Origin of the sequence: uncultured Agrobacterium sp., assembly GCF_913777885.1 — a bacterium.
GTDB lineage: Bacteria > Pseudomonadota > Alphaproteobacteria > Rhizobiales > Rhizobiaceae > Agrobacterium.
The window spans coordinates 40362-58579 of record NZ_CAJYTV010000024.1 but is presented as its reverse complement, the minus strand read 5'-3'; the positions used below and the strand labels follow the sequence as shown (position 1 = coordinate 58579).

Annotated in this window: 20 protein-coding genes; 8 read left to right on the top strand and 12 right to left on the bottom strand. The window is 60.0% G+C overall.

Annotation, left to right across the window (positions count from 1 at the left end):
• Window positions 1–20 precede the first annotated feature (20 nt).
• Complete coding sequence (nhaA, locus tag QZ869_RS20595; RefSeq protein ID WP_296107052.1) at window positions 21–1235, top strand: Na+/H+ antiporter NhaA; 1215 nt, start codon at window positions 21–23, stop codon at window positions 1233–1235.
• A 156-nt stretch (window positions 1236–1391) separates the two neighbouring features.
• On the opposite strand, the gene QZ869_RS20590 is transcribed toward nhaA, so the two are convergent.
• Window positions 1392–2123 (bottom strand): SDR family NAD(P)-dependent oxidoreductase, encoded by a 732-nt coding sequence (locus QZ869_RS20590; protein WP_296038828.1) that lies wholly within the window; start codon window positions 2121–2123, stop codon window positions 1392–1394.
• 81 nt (window positions 2124–2204) lie between these two features.
• Here QZ869_RS20590 and QZ869_RS20585 point away from each other — a divergent pair, with 81 nt between their 5' ends.
• Both QZ869_RS20585 and QZ869_RS20580 read left to right on the top strand, forming a co-directional pair.
• Complete coding sequence (locus tag QZ869_RS20585; protein WP_296038829.1) at window positions 2205–2597, top strand: helix-turn-helix domain-containing protein; 393 nt, start codon at window positions 2205–2207, stop codon at window positions 2595–2597.
• Between the two features lie 248 nt (window positions 2598–2845).
• Window positions 2846–3244 (top strand): hypothetical protein, encoded by a 399-nt coding sequence (locus QZ869_RS20580; RefSeq protein WP_296084431.1) that lies wholly within the window; start codon window positions 2846–2848, stop codon window positions 3242–3244.
• A gap of 59 nt (window positions 3245–3303) precedes the next feature.
• Here the strand turns inward: QZ869_RS20580 and QZ869_RS20575 are convergent, their stop codons facing one another.
• On the bottom strand, window positions 3304–3654 hold the full coding sequence (locus QZ869_RS20575) for an HNH endonuclease (RefSeq protein WP_296101254.1): 351 nt from the start codon (window positions 3652–3654) through the stop codon (window positions 3304–3306).
• A gap of 182 nt (window positions 3655–3836) precedes the next feature.
• Complete coding sequence (locus QZ869_RS20570) at window positions 3837–4040, bottom strand: DUF4287 domain-containing protein (protein WP_296014400.1); 204 nt, start codon at window positions 4038–4040, stop codon at window positions 3837–3839.
• A gap of 205 nt (window positions 4041–4245) precedes the next feature.
• Between QZ869_RS20570 and QZ869_RS20565 the strand changes: the two genes are divergently transcribed.
• On the top strand, window positions 4246–4749 hold the full coding sequence (locus QZ869_RS20565; RefSeq protein WP_296014402.1) for a PAS domain-containing protein: 504 nt from the start codon (window positions 4246–4248) through the stop codon (window positions 4747–4749).
• Between the two features lie 39 nt (window positions 4750–4788).
• On the opposite strand, the gene QZ869_RS20560 is transcribed toward QZ869_RS20565, so the two are convergent.
• Both QZ869_RS20560 and QZ869_RS20555 read right to left on the bottom strand, forming a co-directional pair.
• Complete coding sequence (locus QZ869_RS20560) at window positions 4789–5157, bottom strand: response regulator (RefSeq protein WP_296107050.1); 369 nt, start codon at window positions 5155–5157, stop codon at window positions 4789–4791.
• A complete protein-coding gene (locus tag QZ869_RS20555) occupies window positions 5157–6548 on the bottom strand; it encodes a histidine kinase dimerization/phosphoacceptor domain -containing protein (RefSeq protein ID WP_296107048.1) in 1392 nt (463 codons plus the stop codon). The genes QZ869_RS20560 and QZ869_RS20555 overlap by 1 nt, the downstream gene beginning before the upstream one ends.
• 385 nt (window positions 6549–6933) lie before the next feature.
• Here QZ869_RS20555 and QZ869_RS20550 point away from each other — a divergent pair, with 385 nt between their 5' ends.
• Window positions 6934–7779 carry a diguanylate cyclase gene (locus QZ869_RS20550; RefSeq protein ID WP_296014407.1) on the top strand — a complete coding sequence of 282 codons (846 nt, stop codon included), beginning with the start codon at window positions 6934–6936 and terminating at the stop codon, window positions 7777–7779.
• A gap of 29 nt (window positions 7780–7808) precedes the next feature.
• Here QZ869_RS20550 and QZ869_RS20545 read toward each other — a convergent pair whose 3' ends face one another.
• The 6 genes from QZ869_RS20545 to QZ869_RS20520 all read right to left on the bottom strand — a co-directional run bounded on the left by QZ869_RS20545 (window position 7809) and on the right by QZ869_RS20520 (window position 15044).
• A complete protein-coding gene (locus QZ869_RS20545) occupies window positions 7809–8465 on the bottom strand; it encodes a 4'-phosphopantetheinyl transferase superfamily protein (RefSeq protein WP_296107045.1) in 657 nt (218 codons plus the stop codon).
• A complete protein-coding gene (locus tag QZ869_RS20540; RefSeq protein ID WP_296107043.1) occupies window positions 8462–12478 on the bottom strand; it encodes a Pls/PosA family non-ribosomal peptide synthetase in 4017 nt (1338 codons plus the stop codon). Before QZ869_RS20540 ends, QZ869_RS20545 begins: the two co-directional genes overlap by 4 nt.
• A 135-nt stretch (window positions 12479–12613) precedes the next feature.
• The gene (locus tag QZ869_RS20535; protein ID WP_296101261.1) at window positions 12614–12820 is read right to left on the bottom strand and encodes a hypothetical protein; all 207 of its coding nucleotides are present in this window, start codon (window positions 12818–12820) and stop codon (window positions 12614–12616) included.
• Window positions 12817–13512, bottom strand: a complete 696-nt coding sequence (locus QZ869_RS20530; RefSeq protein WP_296107040.1) for a GNAT family protein — start codon at window positions 13510–13512, stop codon at window positions 12817–12819. Before QZ869_RS20530 ends, QZ869_RS20535 begins: the two co-directional genes overlap by 4 nt.
• A gap of 86 nt (window positions 13513–13598) precedes the next feature.
• Window positions 13599–14300, bottom strand: a complete 702-nt coding sequence (locus tag QZ869_RS20525) for a tellurite resistance TerB family protein (protein WP_296101263.1) — start codon at window positions 14298–14300, stop codon at window positions 13599–13601.
• A gap of 105 nt (window positions 14301–14405) precedes the next feature.
• Window positions 14406–15044: a 2-dehydro-3-deoxy-phosphogluconate aldolase gene (locus QZ869_RS20520; protein ID WP_296014414.1), complete on the bottom strand. Its 639-nt coding sequence runs from the start codon at window positions 15042–15044 to the stop codon at window positions 14406–14408.
• A 154-nt stretch (window positions 15045–15198) separates the two neighbouring features.
• Between QZ869_RS20520 and QZ869_RS20515 the strand changes: the two genes are divergently transcribed.
• Both QZ869_RS20515 and QZ869_RS20510 read left to right on the top strand, forming a co-directional pair.
• A complete protein-coding gene (locus tag QZ869_RS20515; RefSeq protein WP_296014416.1) occupies window positions 15199–15687 on the top strand; it encodes a CYTH domain-containing protein in 489 nt (162 codons plus the stop codon).
• Complete coding sequence (locus tag QZ869_RS20510; protein ID WP_296107036.1) at window positions 15671–16576, top strand: CHAD domain-containing protein; 906 nt, start codon at window positions 15671–15673, stop codon at window positions 16574–16576. Before QZ869_RS20515 ends, QZ869_RS20510 begins: the two co-directional genes overlap by 17 nt.
• A 95-nt stretch (window positions 16577–16671) precedes the next feature.
• On the opposite strand, the gene QZ869_RS20505 is transcribed toward QZ869_RS20510, so the two are convergent.
• Window positions 16672–17007, bottom strand: coding sequence for a hypothetical protein (locus QZ869_RS20505; RefSeq protein WP_296107035.1), 336 nt, complete (start codon window positions 17005–17007; stop codon window positions 16672–16674).
• A gap of 161 nt (window positions 17008–17168) precedes the next feature.
• On the opposite strand from QZ869_RS20505, the gene QZ869_RS20500 reads away from it, so the two are divergent.
• Window positions 17169–18155, top strand: a complete 987-nt coding sequence (locus tag QZ869_RS20500; RefSeq protein ID WP_296107031.1) for a rhodanese-related sulfurtransferase — start codon at window positions 17169–17171, stop codon at window positions 18153–18155.
• Window positions 18156–18218: the final 63 nt, after the last annotated feature.

Here is an 18218-nt window from a genome sequence, read left to right as displayed (position 1 = left end):
AACAAAGGGAGGGTGAGCCTGTGTCTTCGACATCAAATCCAGGTCGCATCAATTCCACACTTCGCAAGTTTCTCGATAACGGGGCCTCGGGTGGCCTCGTGCTCATGACCGTCGCACTTCTAGCCATCATCACGGCCAACTCGCCTCTGGCTGAAGATTATTTCCATATCCTTCACGTCTATATCGGACCGCTCAGCCTCCAGCATTGGATCAATGACGCCCTGATGGCGGTGTTCTTCCTCATGGTCGGGCTTGAAATCAAGCGCGAAATGCTTGACGGACAGCTCTCCAGCTGGAGCCGCAGGGTTCTGCCGGGCGCTGCCGCAGCGGGCGGCATGATATGTCCGGCACTCTTCTACGTCCTGCTGAACCGCGACAATCCAGCCGCTTTGCAGGGATGGGCCATACCGACGGCGACGGACATCGCCTTTGCGCTTGGCGTGCTCTCCCTGTTCGGATCGCGCGTCCCAACCTCGCTCAAGATCTTCCTTGCAGCACTGGCCATCATCGATGATCTCGGTGCCGTCATCGTCATCGCCCTGTTCTACACGGCGGACCTGAACCTCGTTGCTCTCATCGGAGCCATCCTCGTGTGGGGCAATCTCTTCATCTTCAACAAGATGAAGGTGAAGGTACTGTGGCCGTATCTGGTGCTCGGTTCTGTGCTCTGGGTGCTGGTCTTCGCGTCAGGCGTTCACGCAACACTGGCGGGCGTGATGCTGGCGCTGACGATCCCGCTCAAGTTGACGCCCGGCACACCGGAAGCGACGCCGGACGAGTCGCCGCTTCATCGCCTAGAGCATGCGCTGCACAAGCCGGTTGCCTTCATCATCGTGCCAATCTTCGGCTTCGCCAATGCCGGGGTTTCCCTATCGGGTCTGAGCCTGTCGGTCTTTACCGAGCCGCTGACCATGGGCGTTGCCGGTGGCCTGTTCTTCGGCAAGCTGGTTGGCGTGCTTGGCGTCGTCGCAGTCCTGGTAAAGCTTGGCCTGGCGCAACTGCCAGCCCAGGCGAGCTGGGGACAGGTGGCCGGCACGGCGCTTCTGTGCGGCATCGGGTTCACGATGTCTCTGTTCATCGGTCTGCTGGCGTTCAACGATCCAGCCGTTCAAGATCACGTCAAGGTCGGGATTTTGATGGGATCGCTCGTGTCCGGTTTGAGCGGAGCCTTGATTCTCGCAATGGCGAGCCGGAGGCAACCAGTCCCCTCCCATCCAGTCCGCACGACAACCTGACGGCTAACCCTGGCCGCCATCTTGTACCATAAGTTTGAGTTGGTGATCGTGACTGCTCATCACAGCGTGTGACCTTTCGCCATGGTGAGACGGTATATCACGAGCCACGTCTAAGGTGCCCGACCCATCGAGTTCGGGCACCGCCTTCCATTCCCCTTAAACCTGCAGCAACCCACCATCGACGCAGAGTTCGGCACCCGCGATATAGCTCGCCTCGTCGCTCAACAGGAACAGAGCGGCCGCAGCCACTTCCGAGGGTTTGGCCATGCGGCCCATGGGGATTGGCGCGACGATGGCTGCGCGCACATCGTCGGCAACAGCCGCCATCATATCCGTATCCGTCGGGCCGGGTGCGACGACGTTGACGCGGATGCCTTTGGGCGCAAGTTCCGCCGTCCATGTGCGAGCATAGGAGCGAACGGAAGCTTTGGTTGCGCAATAGGTGCCGTAACCGGCATAGCCTGCGCTCCCGGCAATGGACCCGATGAGGACCACCGAACCACCGTCCTTCATTGCAGGAAGAGCGGCCTGGAAGCCGAACACCATCCCCCGGACATTGACATCGAAGTGGCGGTCGAAATGCTCCGGCGTGATCTCGGCGATAAGCGACGGCTCTGAAAGACCGGCATTCAGGACCAGCGCGTCGATATGGCCATGGGCTTTGCGCACGGTTTCAACAGCAGCGCGCATATCCTCCGGCGAGCTTGCGTCGGCGGCAATGCCCACCGCGCCGCTGCCGATGTTGTGGGCTGCCTTTTCAGCCTCTTCGCCCTTGCGGCTGGTGAGGAAGACCTTGGCGCCTTCGCCAGCCAGTCGCTCCGCAATGGAAAGACCTATGCCCTTCGCGCCGCCCACGACCAGAGCTACCTTGTTGTTCATGCGAGCCATCGTAATTCCTTTCAATCTATGGTCTCGCCATGATATACGGTGGATATCTGATATCAATTACGCACCTGGAATAGCCTAGATATGGACGAGTATACCGACCTGGAAACCCTCTCTCGGCAGGCGCTCTGCGATATGCCGAAGGTGCGCCCTGTGCTGGACAAGATCGCCGACAAATGGACGATCCTGATCCTGACGGTGATCTGCCCAAAACCATCGCGCTTCAACGAGATCAAGCGACGTCTGGATGGTATCACCCACAAGGCACTGGCAGACGCCTTGAAGAGGCTGGAGCGCAATGGGCTTGTGACGCGCACAGTTCTGCCTACCCAGCCGATTGGCGTGGAGTACGCCATCACGCCGCTCGGCCATTCCCTGCGCGAGCCATTCGAGGCGCTCTGCGCCTGGGCGGCGACCAATGGTGAAAAGATCGATGCGGCGGCGAAGACCTATGACGAGGCACGGGATTGCCGTTGACGCCCTGGGACGCGCGTCCGACAATGCATGGGCCTTGGGTGAGTGCGGCGCGACAAACCATGCGCGGGCAAACCATCATCGTCCTTGGGCATCTCCCGTCCCGATCAATCTGGGTGGAGGCAGAAAAACGTTGAAGCCTGCCGCCTGACCCCATAAAGCCTGCTCGAGAAAAGGTCTCGGCGCTGGCTGCAACCGCTCTCCCACCAGGCAAGCACGCTGCAGGCATGGACCCGAACAAAGGAACTAAGATGTCGATCACGGTACAGAAGACTATTCCCGCGCAGCGCATGCACCAGTTCGATCAGATGGTCGATCGCTGGCTGGCAGAAGGCCCGATCAGGCTCGCGACCAATGCGACGATCACCGCCATGGACAATGCCGGGATCCCGAAGGAAGAACAGGCCGCGATCATCGAGGACCGGGATATCATCATGCGCTACAACATGCGCCTCGGCGTCATCAGCGAAGTCTTCGCACCAGCCATCGAAAAGGCAGTGGCTTCAACCCGCTCAGGCAGCGAAGCGCAGGACGAAATCGCCCGGCTGATCGTTACGGCCATCGGCCTGCGCCAGAGCGATGACAGCGAGTTGGTGACCTTCACCTTCTCCAGCCAGGCCGAAGCGGATCTATTCGATCAGTCTGTCTGAAAGCTTCGCTGAACGCGCGCCTGGCGACCGCACATTTGTTTCCGCAGAAACCTCGCCGCTTAGGATTTGCGCCCACGGCCGAATGACTGCCGCGCGTCTTTGGCGGAGTCCGCAAAGCCCGGCGGCTTGTTTTTCACCCACGTAACAAAGGTCTGCACCGCAGGGTCTTCCAGAATCGCCTCGATCGTCGAGAATTTCTTGGCAAGTTGGGCGTCGGTGAAGATCGAATGGATCTGATCGTGGCAGACCCGGTGAAGGCACACGGTCTTCTTTCCGCCCTTGCTCTTGGGAACAAGATGATGCTGGACTTGCTGGTCATCCGGAATGACGCGCTCGCACAATGGGCAGATCACCGGCTCTGGCGTCGGCTCGTCCCATGATTCCAGCTCGTCCCTGTTCTTTCGCGCCATGGCTTGATCTTTCCTGTTCTGCGCACGGATACTGGTTACCTAAGTGGTAGGGGTATGACCTTGGTCCTCAAGCATGTCGCACACAGGTGTGCTGCGGTTTTGCAGTAGAGACATGCTTTCGCACGAAAAGATCAAAACCACGTGGCTTGTTCCGACGCCATCTCAATCGGACGACGTCGTCTTCACTCCTTTAACGTATCCGCAACGAGAGCATTGGCGTGCCCGTGGCCCAAGCCATGCTCCTGCTTCAGCCAGGCAACCAGCTCCATGTGCTTCTTGCCGCTCTGACTGCGAATGAGTTCTTTCCACTCTGCGATCGGTCGGCCGTACTTGGCTTCGATGGACGGGAAATAGGAGGCTGGACCTTTAACAGGTTCTTTCGTCATGGCTGATCTGATACTCGATACATGTCCCAACCAAGAATAGCACAGCGTTCAGCTTCCGTAACCTTTTATCGATCGTGATTTAGAACATGCTAACACACAAATGTGATCGACCGAACATGGGCAACTTCCAACGACCAGTCGGTGCAGGCCATTGGCGAAGCCGATCTCGTGGTTTAAATGGCCGATGGGGAATGGAAGGGGCGCCATGGGCTCGATGCAAAGAGGCTTGATCAAGAACCTTTTGGAAGGCGGGGGATTTTATTCCTGGTCCTTGTCAACGAACCTTCTGACGGCCGATGGGGCTTTCGCGCAAATCTACGAGATCGATCAAGACGAACTGGCGAAGGGTATTCCGGTGGAAGCAATCCTCGAGAAGATTGTCGAGGAGGACCGGCCGCGTCTGGCCGAGCGTATCCATGATGTCATTCTGGGCGGCCCACCGCTCGTTTCGGCCTATCGGATCTATTGCGCAGGTGGAAAGGTGAAATCACTTCTGAGCATGGGATCCTGCGCAAAGGATGCCGACGGCGTACCCTCGATCTATTCTGGCGTCGTGCTTGTTGAAAGGGAGGTCGACGCGAGTTTGGACGCCATGGGCCTCGAAACGCATATCGGCGCTGCCATCGAACTGGCGAAGGCGAAGAATTTCGAACTGACGGAACGCTACCTGTCGTCCGCCCTCAGATCGCTCTCGGGCGGCCTTTCATAAACGCTCCGGTGAACTCGTGGCCAACCACCAACGCTTCCGTCAGTTCCGAAGCTTCACGAGAGAAGACAACACTTCCCGCTCGGAGTAAGGCTTACCGACGAACCCTAACGGCCTGGACGCCTGCGCATGCGCGCGGGTTCGCTCATCCAGGTTGGCGCTGACAAAGAGAGATGGCACGTCGAAACGGTCGCGCAGCACTGCGGCTGTCTCCACACCGTTCGTTCCGCGCGCAAGATTGACATCCATGATGGCGACGTCGACGGCTCCATCGACCTTTTCGGCAAGCGCAATTGCCTGCACCATGTCGGATGCCTGCCCGACGACGGTGTGGCCGGCGTCGATCAGCATGTCCTCCAGGTCCAACGCCAGAAGCATCTCATCCTCGACGATCATCACACGCAGCGGCATCAACGTGCCCCCGCTGGGAATGTTATCGTCCACGGGCCACGGCCATCCGGGCGCGAGACCGTGCCGTCTATCTGGCTTGCCATGCTGGCGGTCAGGCGTTCTGACAACTCACTGGATGATGCACTTTCATCGCCAGTGATGCTGAGCACGCACTCATCAGGCGAATTGCGTTTCAAGCTCACCTGAATCGGACCGCTGCTCGAACGGTCACGCGGCAAATCATGCACCAGTTCGCTGACAATCACCGAAACCGGGATCGCGCGCTCCGTGGGAAGGGCGATATCATCGACATCGACTTCGATCTCGGCTCCCCCGGCAAGGTTCATGTCTCTGCAAAGCTTGTCGAGATGCTCTGCCATGTTCACCGACAGCGAGTTCTGATCGCGGTAGAGACCTTCATGCACGGAGATGATCGCGCGCACGCGCGAGATCGCCCGATCGAAAGCTTGGGCAACCGCAGGCTCCTCCAGGCGGCGCGCCTGAAGGCGCAAGGTGCTGATAACCAGTTGCAGGCTGTTCTTGACGCGGTGGTTCACCTCGGCCAGCAGGAGATCCTTTTGAGCGACGAGTTCGCTCTTCTCTTCGAGCGCCGCAGACAGTGCCGCCTCGCGCTCGCGGTCTGCCGTCACGTCCATCAGGACGCCGATCATCCTCACCTTGCCCGTCGATGTTCTTAAGACCTCGCCGCGCGAGGAAACGTGCCGCACAGTGCCTGAATCGACAATGCGATAGTCGAAATTCGTCACGGTATGGTCGGGTGAGGCGAGGGTCGAGGCGAGGGCCTCACGAACACGCACCAGATCCTCCGGATGCATCTTTGCAAAGAACGGGGCGGCCACCGGTCCACCCTCCCCCGGTTCGAAACCGAACATCACATCGACAGCGCCACTGCGACGCCAGAGGTCTGTCTCCGGTTCGTATTCCCAGGACGCAAGGTCGGCGGCATGGAGGGCGACGCGCAGACGGGCATCGGCCTCGCGCGCCTTCAGAACGCTTTTCGTGACGTCCATCGGATTCTGGATGATGAATGCCGTCTTTCCGTCAGGCCCGGGGACGGGCGTGTGGACAGGTGTCCAGAACTTCTGCAAGAAACCACCACCCGGCTGCGGAATATCGTACTGAATGACCGCCATCTCATGCGGCTTTCCGGTTGCAAGCACATGGCGGAGCGACACTTCCAGCGGACCTTGCTCGACGGTTCCGGCGGCATCGGGATTTTCCGGAAACGCCTCGAGAATGGAGCGACCGACGATATCATCGAGCGTGCGGTCCGCCAGTGCCAGATAGGCATTACTGGCAGCAACGATAACGAGATCGGCATCGAGGATCAGATAGGGCTGCGGCATCCCTTGCACGATTGCGACGAGATCGGTGTATGTCAGACTGCGCAAGGGGAGTGGTTCTCCAGAATGGTTGTCGTAGTTCGATGACGATTATCTAAAGTGTTCCAGTCCTGAGACTTGACGAAATCCAACGCGATTAACACGCGGCATGCAAAAAGGTTTCATCAGAACGCATCCTGGATTTGAACTATTTGCTCTGCCTTGACGCCGTGTTTGTCGCGGGTCCCCTTTGTGGTCTCTATGATTGACGGCGTAGGCCTAAGACCGGTCCGTTCGCGATCGGGATGACATCCTTGAAGGATGCCATCGCGTTTATTACGTGAGCGCAAGCGCCTCGGCTGCAAGATGTCGCCCACCAGAATAGAGTGTAGGAATTTCGTCTTTCAGCTTCTAAATGAGGCCGGGAAAAAATAAGCGGCATGCGGAGGTGTCATTGAAGAAGATCAAATCGTCCCTCGTCGCGAAAACCTTCCTCGTCTGCTTCGTCAGCGTCCACGTGCCGCTGATAGCGCTTGTCGCCTATCTATCGATGGGGTTTGAGCTCGGGACTTTACCGGTCTTCCTTCTCGTCCTTGGGGCAACCCTGGTTGGGACGGCGCTTTGCCTGTTCGCCATCTGGCGGCTGATCCGACCCCTCAACCTGCTGGCAGACGCCATGAAGCGGTATCCGGAGGACAAGGGGATCTTGCGGCTTTATCCGAAGTCCCATGACGAAATCGGCACCGTGACAGACATCGCGCGTTCGACGCTCCTGCAAGTCGAGAGCTTGACCAGGCAGTTGACGCATCAGGCAACGACGGATTTTCTGACAGGGCTTGGAAACCGCCGGGCGCTGATGGAACAGATGCCGATCATTCGCGCCAAGGCCGCACGGCCGGAGGAAGCGGTGTCGCTCATCCTGTTCGATCTCGATCACTTCAAGCGCATCAACGATGAATACGGCCACGATGCTGGCGACAGCGTTTTGATGGCAATCGGCGAAGCGGTGAAGGATCATCTGCGCCCGTACGATTATGCCGCACGCATGGGTGGCGAAGAGTTCTGCATCGTCCTGCCCGGCGCCGACCTCGCCGCCGCTGAATCCGTGGCAGAACGCCTGCGCCTTGCCGTCGAAAGCCGCGTGGTCGAGCCACTACCCAAAGGCCGCATCACCTGCAGCTTCGGCGTTGCCCAGGCCCGCCCGAACGAGAGGCTGCAGGAACTGCTTTTGCGCGCCGACGCCGCGCTCTACACTGCAAAGGATCAGGGCAGAAACGTTGTGGTTCGGGCGCAGCCATAAGGAGCAACGCGCTGGGTGATACGCGCGATCTATGGCGCGTCTGAGCCAGCTAAACGCGCAACCGCCTGAACGGTCCCATTCTCCAAACGCACGTGCACCCGCGTTTCCCCTTGGTGGGAAACAACCCTCAAGCCGTCCTCCAACTCCACCGTCTCCATCGCGTCCGCATCGATGCCAGATGCGATACCGAGGCACTTGGCGTGGGCCTCCTTTGCCGTCCAGCGCGTAATGAGGGTTGTGTCCGTGACGCCCTGGAGGGCCAGTCGCTCGGTGCGCGTGAAGCTGTCCTCTGGTGGTGGCTCGGTGTCCAAGGGCTCAATATCGACACCGATGGGGGTCCGGCTGAGGCCGATCAGGCAATGGGGGAAGCGGCCAGCGAGGCTGATGTGCCAGCCTTCTGGATGGAGAACCTGCGGCGCGCCGAGCGCGCTTCTGCCGATGATGATCTCGTCCGGGTGCAGGCCAGACAGCCGCGCCAGCAGGAGCTTTGAAAGGCGTCGGCGCAGAGCCCGCATGCCGGCCTCCGGCTTGGCCGCCAGATCCTGCAGATCGGCGGCGGAGAGCGTTGCTCCGCCTGCCAGTCTTTCAGTCTCAGGCTCGTCGAGCCGCAGATACCAGACCACCGGCGCATCGCCGGTGGCTTTTGTCAGATCGTCCGCGCCGGAAAGCCAGACGGTTTCGCTCATGCGCTGCGCACAGGCTGTGCGGGAGAGCCTTCCCAGGAGGTTCCAGTCGGCAGCGTCTCGCCCTTCATCACGACCGAGAGATCGCCGAGCTGGGCGTCATCGCCGATTTCGGCGTCATAGAGCACAATGGCATAGGAGCCGATCACCGCACGATCGCCCACCGTCACGCTGCTGACCTTCATCACCCGGTCTTCGAACAGATGCGTTTGCAGACCGGAAAATTCGTTCAGCGCCACCTCGTCGCCAATATGCACCAGATCATGCTCGGTGATATCGGTCGTGTCGATGAAGCAGTCCCGGCCGATCTTCGAGCCGAGAAGTCGCAGATAGACGGAAAGCCACGGCGTTCCCCGCAAGGGTTGCAAGAGGTTCGGCACCGCCAGGTTTTCATACGTTGCGGTCACCAGCTCGGTGCGCCAGACGAAGGTGCTCCACAGCGGCTTGGTCGTCGGCTTGTATCGCCCCATCACCACCCATTTCAGCGCAATGACGGAGAAGCCGCAGGCGAGCGCGAAAGCGATGTAGAGAAAGGGGAAGACAATGGCGATCAGCAAATGGCTGTCGTCATAATCCTGAATGTCTCCGACGATGGAAAAGAGAATGCTGAAGAAGGCGAGGAACAGGGTCAGCGGTAAGATCACGCGGATCGCTTCGATGGCAAGGCGTGTCGCAACGAGCCGCGGACGAGGATTGAAACGCGATCCCTCATCGAAAAGGCCAACGGCTTGGCGCACGGGCAGCGAAATCGGCGGAGAACCGAACCATGTGCCATCCGGCTGTTCGGCGCCTCCATCCGCCGGTGGCTTGGAAAGCACGCCAATCAGCGTGCCGTCGGCAATCCTGGCGCCGGTTGGTAGCACGGCGGAGTTGCCGATGAAGGAGCGGCGGCCGATACGGGTATGCGCAAGCTCGATGATGCCCGGCTCGTGGCGCGCCGCGCCAAAGACCACGCCATCGGCGATGAAGCTTTCCGGCCCGATATCGACGAGATCCGGCACGATTTTCGCGGCAGTGGAAATCTCGGCACGTTTGCCTATCCTGACCCCGAGTGCGCGGTACCAGGGTAGCACGTAAAGTGTGGCATAGATCGGGTGTAGCAGCGCCAGCGCCATATCCGTCACCTGCTGGACGAACCAGAAGCGCAGGTAGAACCAGCTATGTATCGAGTAACGCCCTGGCCGCACCGGCCCGAGAATGAGACGCTTGGCTGCAACTGTCAAAACGCACATCAGGACGATATAGGTGAGTGCCAGGATCGGAGAGAGCAGCAGATAGGAGTACCCGTCGGTATTCCAGTCGATTTCGATCATCGCAATCAGGCCCGGCGCAATCGGCAGGATGGCGACGATGGGAAGAATGGCGGCGGCGATGAAAAGTCCGATGCCGACCAGCAGGCGGCGCATCAACCCCGCCTCCTCATCGCGCTTGGCCACGCGCCCGGTCGCGATGCATTTGGCTGGAGAGCCGTTCCAGATTTCGCCAGCCGGGATCGACTGGTTCATCGGCAGCGACGACAGATCCTCAAGCGATGCCGCGTCACCCACCACGCTGTTGCGCCCGACAACCGCCATGGTGCCGATAGACGCGCTATTGCCGATGCGAGCGGACCCCAGACGCAGCAGACCGCGCTCCACCGAGCTCGTGGCCAGCATCGCATAATCGCTGAGAATGGCGTCGTCGCCAATGCTCACGAGATCGGCCGTATCGATCGCGACGGTGCCGATAAAGGCGCGGCGGCCGATCTTGGCACCGAGCAGCCGGTAATAGAGCCGGATCATCGGCGTGCCGCTGAGATAGGGTGTCGCGATCGTGTCGGAGAGACGCCGCACGAACCACCAGCGCAGGTAATAGCTTCCCCAGAGCGGATAATCGCCCGCCCTGTAGCGACCGATGATCAGCCACTTGCTGAGGATGGCAAACACCATGCCGAGCGGCGGAATGAAGATGAAGCTGAGGCCGCTCATCAACAGCGCCGAAACGCGGCCCAGATCCTCGACCAGATAGGTATAGGCGAGATAAGGGAAAAACCACTGCAATCCCGCCACGGCATAGATCGGCACCAGCGCAAGCGTCTGGAGCACAAAGCAGAGCCGCTTCTGGAACGTGCTGACCCGGTGGAAGGGTTCCAGCACAGCGCTGTCGGCCATCACCCGGTCGCGCAGCCGCTCCGCAAGCCGCCGGATGGTAGGCGCGGCATAAAGATCCTGAATGGAGACGCCGGCAAGGCCCGGCGATTTGCGCAGCGCGGAAGCAAGTCTTGCAGCTTTCAGCGAATGTCCGCCGAGATCTTCAAACAGATCGTCCTCCACCGACACCTTCTGCGGCGCGAAAGCGTCCGACCAGATGGCATGCAGCTGAATTTCCAGCGGCGTTTCCGGCGCAACAGTTTCGCGGTCCGACGTGGCGACCACCAGCGGACGCTGAAGCGCCTTGCGATCCACCTTGCCGGAAGCGGGAAGTGTCGGCAGCGCATCGAGGATCTGGTAAGCGGCGGGCCGCATATAGTTCGGCAACCGGTCGGCCACGCGCTTTCGGGCAGCGTCGATATCGATCACCGCACTGCCGCGCGCCACGAGGAAGGCGGCGAGAAGCTCGGACCCGTCATCGTCCCGAAAGAGATGCACCACGGCCTGCGCCACGGCGCTATCCTCGGCAATAACCGCCTCGATTTCCGCCAGCTCGACGCGGAAACCGCGGATCTTCACCTGCGTGTCGATGCGGCCCATGAATTCGATATCGCCGACGGAATCGAGCCGCACCAGATCGCCGGAACGGTAGATGCGGGCGGGCTTGCCATCCGGCCCGTTGAACGGCGTCATGACGAATTTGTCTGCGGTCAGGTCGGGGCGGTTCACATAGCCGGAGCTCACTCCCGGCCCGCCGATCACGAGCTCGCCCTCAGTGCCGGCATTCACCGGCCAGAGCTTGTCGTCGACGATCCAGGCCGTATAGCCGGGCAACGGGCGCCCGATGGTAACACGGCGGCCGGGCTGAACCTCGGTCCAGGTTGCCGTCACCGTCGTCTCGGTCGGGCCATAGGTGTTGAGGATGCGAAGGCCAGGACGCGCCCAGCGGTTGACGAGATCGGGCGGGCAGGCTTCCCCGCCGAGATTGACGATGCGCAGTGTCGGAAGCTGCGCCTCGACGAGCGTGAACAGCGACGGCACGACATGCCAGACGGTAACGCCTTCCTCTGCAAGCGTAATTGCCACATCCGGGCCTGCCTTGTGGAGCGCCTCGGTGGCGACAAGCAGTTCCGCACCGGCGGAAAAGGCGCTCCACATCGTTTCGATCGACATGTCGAACGCGACGCTGAAGCCGCCGAAAACCTTGTCCGTATCTTCGACGGCAAGGATCGCGCCTTCGGAGCGCAGAAAATGGCAGGCGCTGCGATGCGAGATCATCACGCCCTTGGGGCGACCGGTCGTTCCGGAGGTGTAGATGATATAGGCAAGGTCTTCCGGAGAGGCGCCGGTCTCCTCGCGGGTGATCACCATGGCGTCCTGCGCCGCAAGATCGCCCAGCGTCTCGTTGACCACCAGGGTTTGCACCCGCATGGCGCTAGCGCGCTCAGCGTCCGTCACGATCAATGTCGCGCCGCTGTCCTCGGCAATGAAGTCGATGCGGTCCTGGGGGTAGGTCCAGTCCACCGGCACATAGCAGGCACCGGCCCACAATGTGCCGAGGATGGCCATATATTGGTCGAGGCCGCGTGGCAGACAGATGACGACGCGGTCGCCGCGCTTCACACCCATGGCTTGAAGCTGGCGGGCAAAGCGCGTGGCGCGTTCGGACAGCTGCGCATAGGTCAGTTCCTTGCGGCGGCTGTTTTCCGGATCGTTGCCCAGCAGCCTGACGGCGCATTTGGACGAATATCGTTTGGCGGTCTGCTCGAAAATCTCGTGCAGCATCTCGTCGCGGGCGTAAGGCTCATCTTCTCGAATGGGGAGCGACGGGGCAATCGGCGCGTAGACAGTCAGTTCCAACGGCCTGGCGGCCACATTCTGATCCATAAAATCACCAAAGGATATAAGGCGGCATCTGAAATGCCGCCGCTATATATCATTTGGAATTGCGCCGAAAGAAGGTGCAAAAAAGAAGCTGAGAGCAGATTTTTTAGGCAATGACGGCGCGGTCGCGCCAGTCGCTCAGCCCCGGCGCTGGTGTCGCGCCCGAAGCCAGAATACCAGGAAGAAGGCGAGCACCGCGGCGATATCGAAGGCCGCTGCCACCCAGACCGAATAGGTGTTTGCCAGCCACAAGGTGATCTTGGGCATGATGTAGAACAGAAATCCAAAGCCAAGAATGATGGCGAGGGCGGCGAGAGCCGCAGACTTCGTATCGTTACCGCTCATAGGACAACCCCGGCAGCAAACGGTGCGCGAATATCCTCGAGCTTGCGCTTTTGCGTTCCGTCCTCGTTGAAGTTGTCGGGCGAAAGCCATGCCTCGAAGGCCTCACGAATCACCGGCCATTCGCTGTCGATAATCGAGAACCATGCCGTATCGCGGTTCTTGCCCTTTGAGATCATGTGCTGGCGGAAGACGCCCTCGAAGGTGAAGCCATAGCGTTTGGCCGTGATCTTGGATGGCTCGTTTTCATTGTGGCACTTCCACTCGTAGCGGCGATAGCCGAGATCGTCGAAAACATGCCGCGCCATCAGGTAATGGGCTTCGGTGGCAAGCGGCGAGCGCTTCATCTTCGGTCCGTGCGCCACGGAGCCCACTTCGACCACACCATTCTTCGGATCGGGGCGCATATAGGTCGCCATGCCGACGACCTCCTTCGTGGCGTTCTCGATGAAAACCAGCGTCACCCATTGGAAGCTCGTCGCCATCCCCTCGATCCAGTCGCTGAAGGCAGCCGCATCGGCAAAGGGCTCATTCGGAAAATACCTGATCAGCTCATTGGTGCCGAGCCCGCCAAGCGCATCCCAGAGCGCCTGCTCGTGCGCTGCTCGATCAAAGGGAACGGCTGTCACGAACCGGCCTTCAAGCGTCACCGGCTGCGGTGCTGGACATCCTTTGAACTGGCCGAGATCGCGCATGTTTCCTCCTGAGCGGTTCTACCCAGAGGAATAGGTCAGCTGTCCATCAAAGACAACCGACCTCTGATATGGAATATTTTGATCGATCAGACCTTGGCGGCGGAGACGGTCGCTTCGATATGCTCCACCAGCGCATCCGGCAGGCCGAGACGACCGGCGAGAAGATCGAGATAGCCGCGCTCTGCCCGGCTGTCAGGCTCGATGGTGAGACGCGAGGCGGTATAGATTTCCACCTTCTGCTCTTCAGTCCTTGCCGCAGCCACCAGCGCATCGATATCCAGGGGATTGGCCAGTTCCTTCTCGATAAAGGCTTCCGCCTCATTGTCGAGACCGGAGATCTTGACCTTCTCCATGATATTGGCCCGCTCGCTCGCGTCGATATGGCCGTCGGCCTTGGCGGCGGCAATCATCGCCTGAACCAGTGTCAGCGCAAAGCTGTTGGACAGAGCGGGCGATTGTGGGTGAAAGGGAGAATCGACCGGCGGCGGCAAAAGCTCCTGCGTGGGCTGCGGCTGGGTCACGGCCTGCGGCGACTTGCCGGACTGGTAGTTGCGGTAAGCGAGATAACCAAGACCGGCAATGGCGGCAAGGCCCCCGACGGCTGCAGCATTACCCGCAAGCTTGCGCCCCGTCTTGGTGCCGAGAATGGCGGCGGCCAGCGCGCCGGCCTTCATCGGATTGTTCTTCGCAATCTCTGCGGCTTGGCCGGCCCGGTCCCGCACGCTTCCTGACAGTCCAGGCACCTGCGAACCCAAAAACTGGTCGAGAAGCTTCTTCGCGTCGAACATCAAAATCTCCTGTTTGCGTCAATGTCGAAACAGGAGATAGGAAGTGTACGGCCCAATGCAATTGGCGCCAGTCATCACGCCGTCGTGAACGGCATAGGTTAAGGATCAGCCGCGAAGCGCTGCCGCTTCGGCTGCAAGCTTGGTGATGCCTGCCCAATCACCCGCCGCGATCAGTTCCTTCGGCGCAACCCAGGAGCCGCCAACGCAGACCACGTTCGGCAATGACAGATAGTCCTTGGCATTCTTCAGCGATACGCTGCCGGTTGGGCAGAACACGGTGCCTGCGAGCGGAGAGGAAAGCGCCTTCAAATAAGGTGCGCCACCGGCCTGCTCGGCGGGGAAGAATTTCAGCACCTTGTAGCCTGCGTCGCGCAGCACCATGACTTCGCTGGCGGTGGCCGCACCGGGAAGCAACGGCACGTCTGAGCCCTCTGCCGCATCCAGCACGCTCTTGTTGACGCCGGGGCTGACGATGAAGGTCGAGCCCGCCTTGGCCGCGGCATCGAAATCCTTGGCGTTCAAAATGGTGCCAGCGCCCACATGCGCGCCTTCCACTTCGTTTGCAACGGCGCGGATGGCATCGAGTGCGACGGGGGTGCGCATGGTAATCTCGATCGCCTTCAGGCCACCTTCGACAAGCGCGCGGGCCAGCGGCACGGCAGACGCCACGTCTTCCACGATCAGTACCGGCACCACGGGTTGAAGTTTCAGGATGGAAAGAAGTTTCTCGGAGTCCTGGGCCATGGCGATATCTCCCGCGATTGAACCGATTGAAATTGGGCTTTCAAATAACCTGCCGATTCTCCCCTGTCGAGGCCGAGGCAACGATTTCTCATTTATTGCTTTTTCATGACAACCACTTGGTTTACCGTCCCGGCAAAACAGCACAGGGTGTTGAATGGCAAAAGAAATCGAACGCAAGTTTCTGGTCCGCAGCGATGAGTGGCGGCACAAAACGACGTCTCGGAAATCCTTCCAGCAAGCCTATGTCGCCTCCATGGAAGACCGCTCGGTGCGCGTCAGGATCATGGACGACACCGACGCCCGCCTCACCATCAAGATCGGCACCAGTGCGCTTGTGCGCGACGAATACGAATACCCCATCACCGTCGAAGACGCCCGCGAACTGATCACCGCAGCGCTCGGCATCGTCATCGAAAAGACCCGCTACACGGTCGATCACGAAGGCTTCGTCTGGGAAGTCGATGTCTTTGACGGCATCTATCACGGCCTCGTTGTTGCGGAAGTCGAGATGAAACAGGAAACCGACCGCCCTGCCCTTCCCGCATGGCTCGGCCCGGAAGTGACCGGCGACCGGCGCTATTCGAACCAGCACATGGCCATGGAAGATTTAAGCTTGGAGCTGCGCCATGTCCTTCAGGATTGATCCGACACGCTCCTTCGTCGAGGAGATCAAGCGCACCGGACTTGAACTTATCGACGACGCAATCGCCCTTTTGAAAGACCAGCCGGACGGTACCGACCGTGCGGTGCATGATGCGCGCAAGAAGTTCAAGCGCATCAGGGCACTTTATCGCTTCCTCGAAAAGGAGGCACCGGAGTTCCGCAAGACGGAAGCCGCCCGCTTCCGCGATATCGCCCGCTCCCTCTCAGCCGCGCGCGATGCCGCAGCACTGGTGGAAACCATCACCTATCTGCAAGATTTCGCTCGCTCCGATGCCGAGCGCGATGCACTGGCCGCCGCCCATGAGGTGCTGAGCAAGCGTCGCGATGCCACGACCGGTGAAGACGGCGATCTGCCAAAGCGGATCGAAGCCGTAATCCAATCCTGCAAAGAAGGCAGGGATGCGCTCTCGGCCCTGTCGCTGTCCCACAGCGAAAAAACCGCGCTGAAGATGATCCGCAAGACCTGGCGCAAGCAACGTCGAAAGGCGCTGGACGCTCTTGGCCTCTGTCACGGACAGGCCCATGACGAGTATTTTCACGACCTGCGCAAAAGCGGCCAAGTCTACTGGATGCATTTGGCGCTACTACACAAGCTCTGGCCTTCAGCCATGCGCGCCAAGAGGGCGGAGGCCAAGCAACTGGTAAAGCTGCTCGGCCACGAACACGATCTCTCGGTGCTCGCCGCCTTCGCCGACCGAGAACCGGACAGCTTCGCAGGTGGCGAAACGCTCGCTTTGCTGCTTGACGCCATCATCGACCGGCAGCAGGCACTGCGCGAAGAGAGCCTGAAACTCGCCGATCACGTATTTGCCGAAAGTGCAGGCCGCGAAGCGGCGATTGTTGCGCTTTTGTGGAAGCACGCGGCGTGATAACAGGCAGAGTCACGATGAATTATGTTGCGGAACGGAGACCAGAGCTTGGGGTTTTATCCGCGAGCGAACGCGCATCTGCCGCAGCCGCCGACCTACCCCGCGCCAAGGCAGAAATTGTCGACCACGCGCGTCCCGACGCTGATGACCTTGCCGCTCTTCGGGTCCTTGGTGAAAGACACAAAGCGCCGCTGAGGGCACAGCAGCTCCGGTGATTTCTTGTCGCAACGGATCGCGTTCTTGCCTGCGTCGAAGCCTTCGGGCCCGCAGGTGAAACCTGCGCGTACCACTTTCTGCCTCGCGGCTTCGAAGTCCAACCCGACAAGGTTCAGCCTTGCCACCTCCGCTTCGTGAAAACTCTCCGGCAACTTCAGCAGGCCACAGCCACTCAATGCCATACATAGGCCCGCCAGTAGGAAATAATGTCTCATGGTCACCTCAATCTGTTCGGGCTGATACCGATACAGTCGGATTTGTTGTGAAGCCAAGTCTGGATTGCAAGACTTGACCATCGTCAAGCGCTGAGACCCCCGGCGCAAATCCAGCGCAATCAGGATTGCAACAGCGCCCGGATGGCTGTATTTCAGCGGCCATGACCGACAACACGACATACTTCCGCCCGGACGCCACCGCCGAGGCGACGTCCTCCAGTTCCCCCCTCTCCGGTGCCGCTGGCGATTTCCTCGTGGCAGCGCTGTACCACTTCGCCCGCTTCCCGCGGTTTGAGAGCGTGCGCGATCCGCTCTTCAAGCTCTGTCAGGAACAGGGTGTGAAGGGCACGCTGCTTTTGGCAGCCGAGGGCATCAATGGTACGATTGCCGGAACGGATGCAGGCGTGCAGACCGTGCTCTCCTATCTTCGCGCCCAGCCGGAATTTGCCAGCCTTGAGCACAAGGAAAGCCGCGCGTCGAAAATGCCTTTCGTGCGCATGAAGGTGAAGCTGAAGAAGGAAATCGTCACCATGGGTGTGCCGGATATCGATCCCAACCGGATCGTCGGGACCTATGTCGATCCGAAAGACTGGAATGCGCTGATTTCCGATCCGGACACCATCGTCATCGATACGCGCAATGATTACGAAACGGCGATTGGCCTCTTCAAGGGCGCGGTGGATCCGCAGACCAAGACGTTTCGCGAGTTTCCCGATTGGGTGAAGAACAATCCCGGCCTGCACAACAAGCCGAAGATCGCCATGTATTGCACCGGCGGCATTCGCTGCGAAAAGGCCACGGCCTTCATGAAGGAACAGGGCTTCGAAGATGTCTTCCACCTCAAAGGCGGCATTCTGAAATATCTGGAAGAGGTGCCGGAAGAAGAAAGCCTGTGGGAAGGCGCCTGCTTCGTCTTTGACGAGCGTGTCTCCGTCGTCCACGGCCTTGCCGAAGGCGACCATCAGCTTTGCCATGCCTGCCGCAACCCGATCACCGAAGAGGTGCGCCTGTCGCCGCTCTTTGAAGAGGGTGTGTCCTGCCCAAGCTGCTACCACGACCGCACCGAAGAAGATCGCCAACGCTTCCGCGACCGCCAGAAGCAGATCGATATCGCCAAGAAGCGTGGCGAAAAGCATCTGGGACGGTAGTTACCATCCAGCTTGAAGCTCGGTGCGCGCGAAACTGTTCAGAGATCTTGCCACAACGGCATG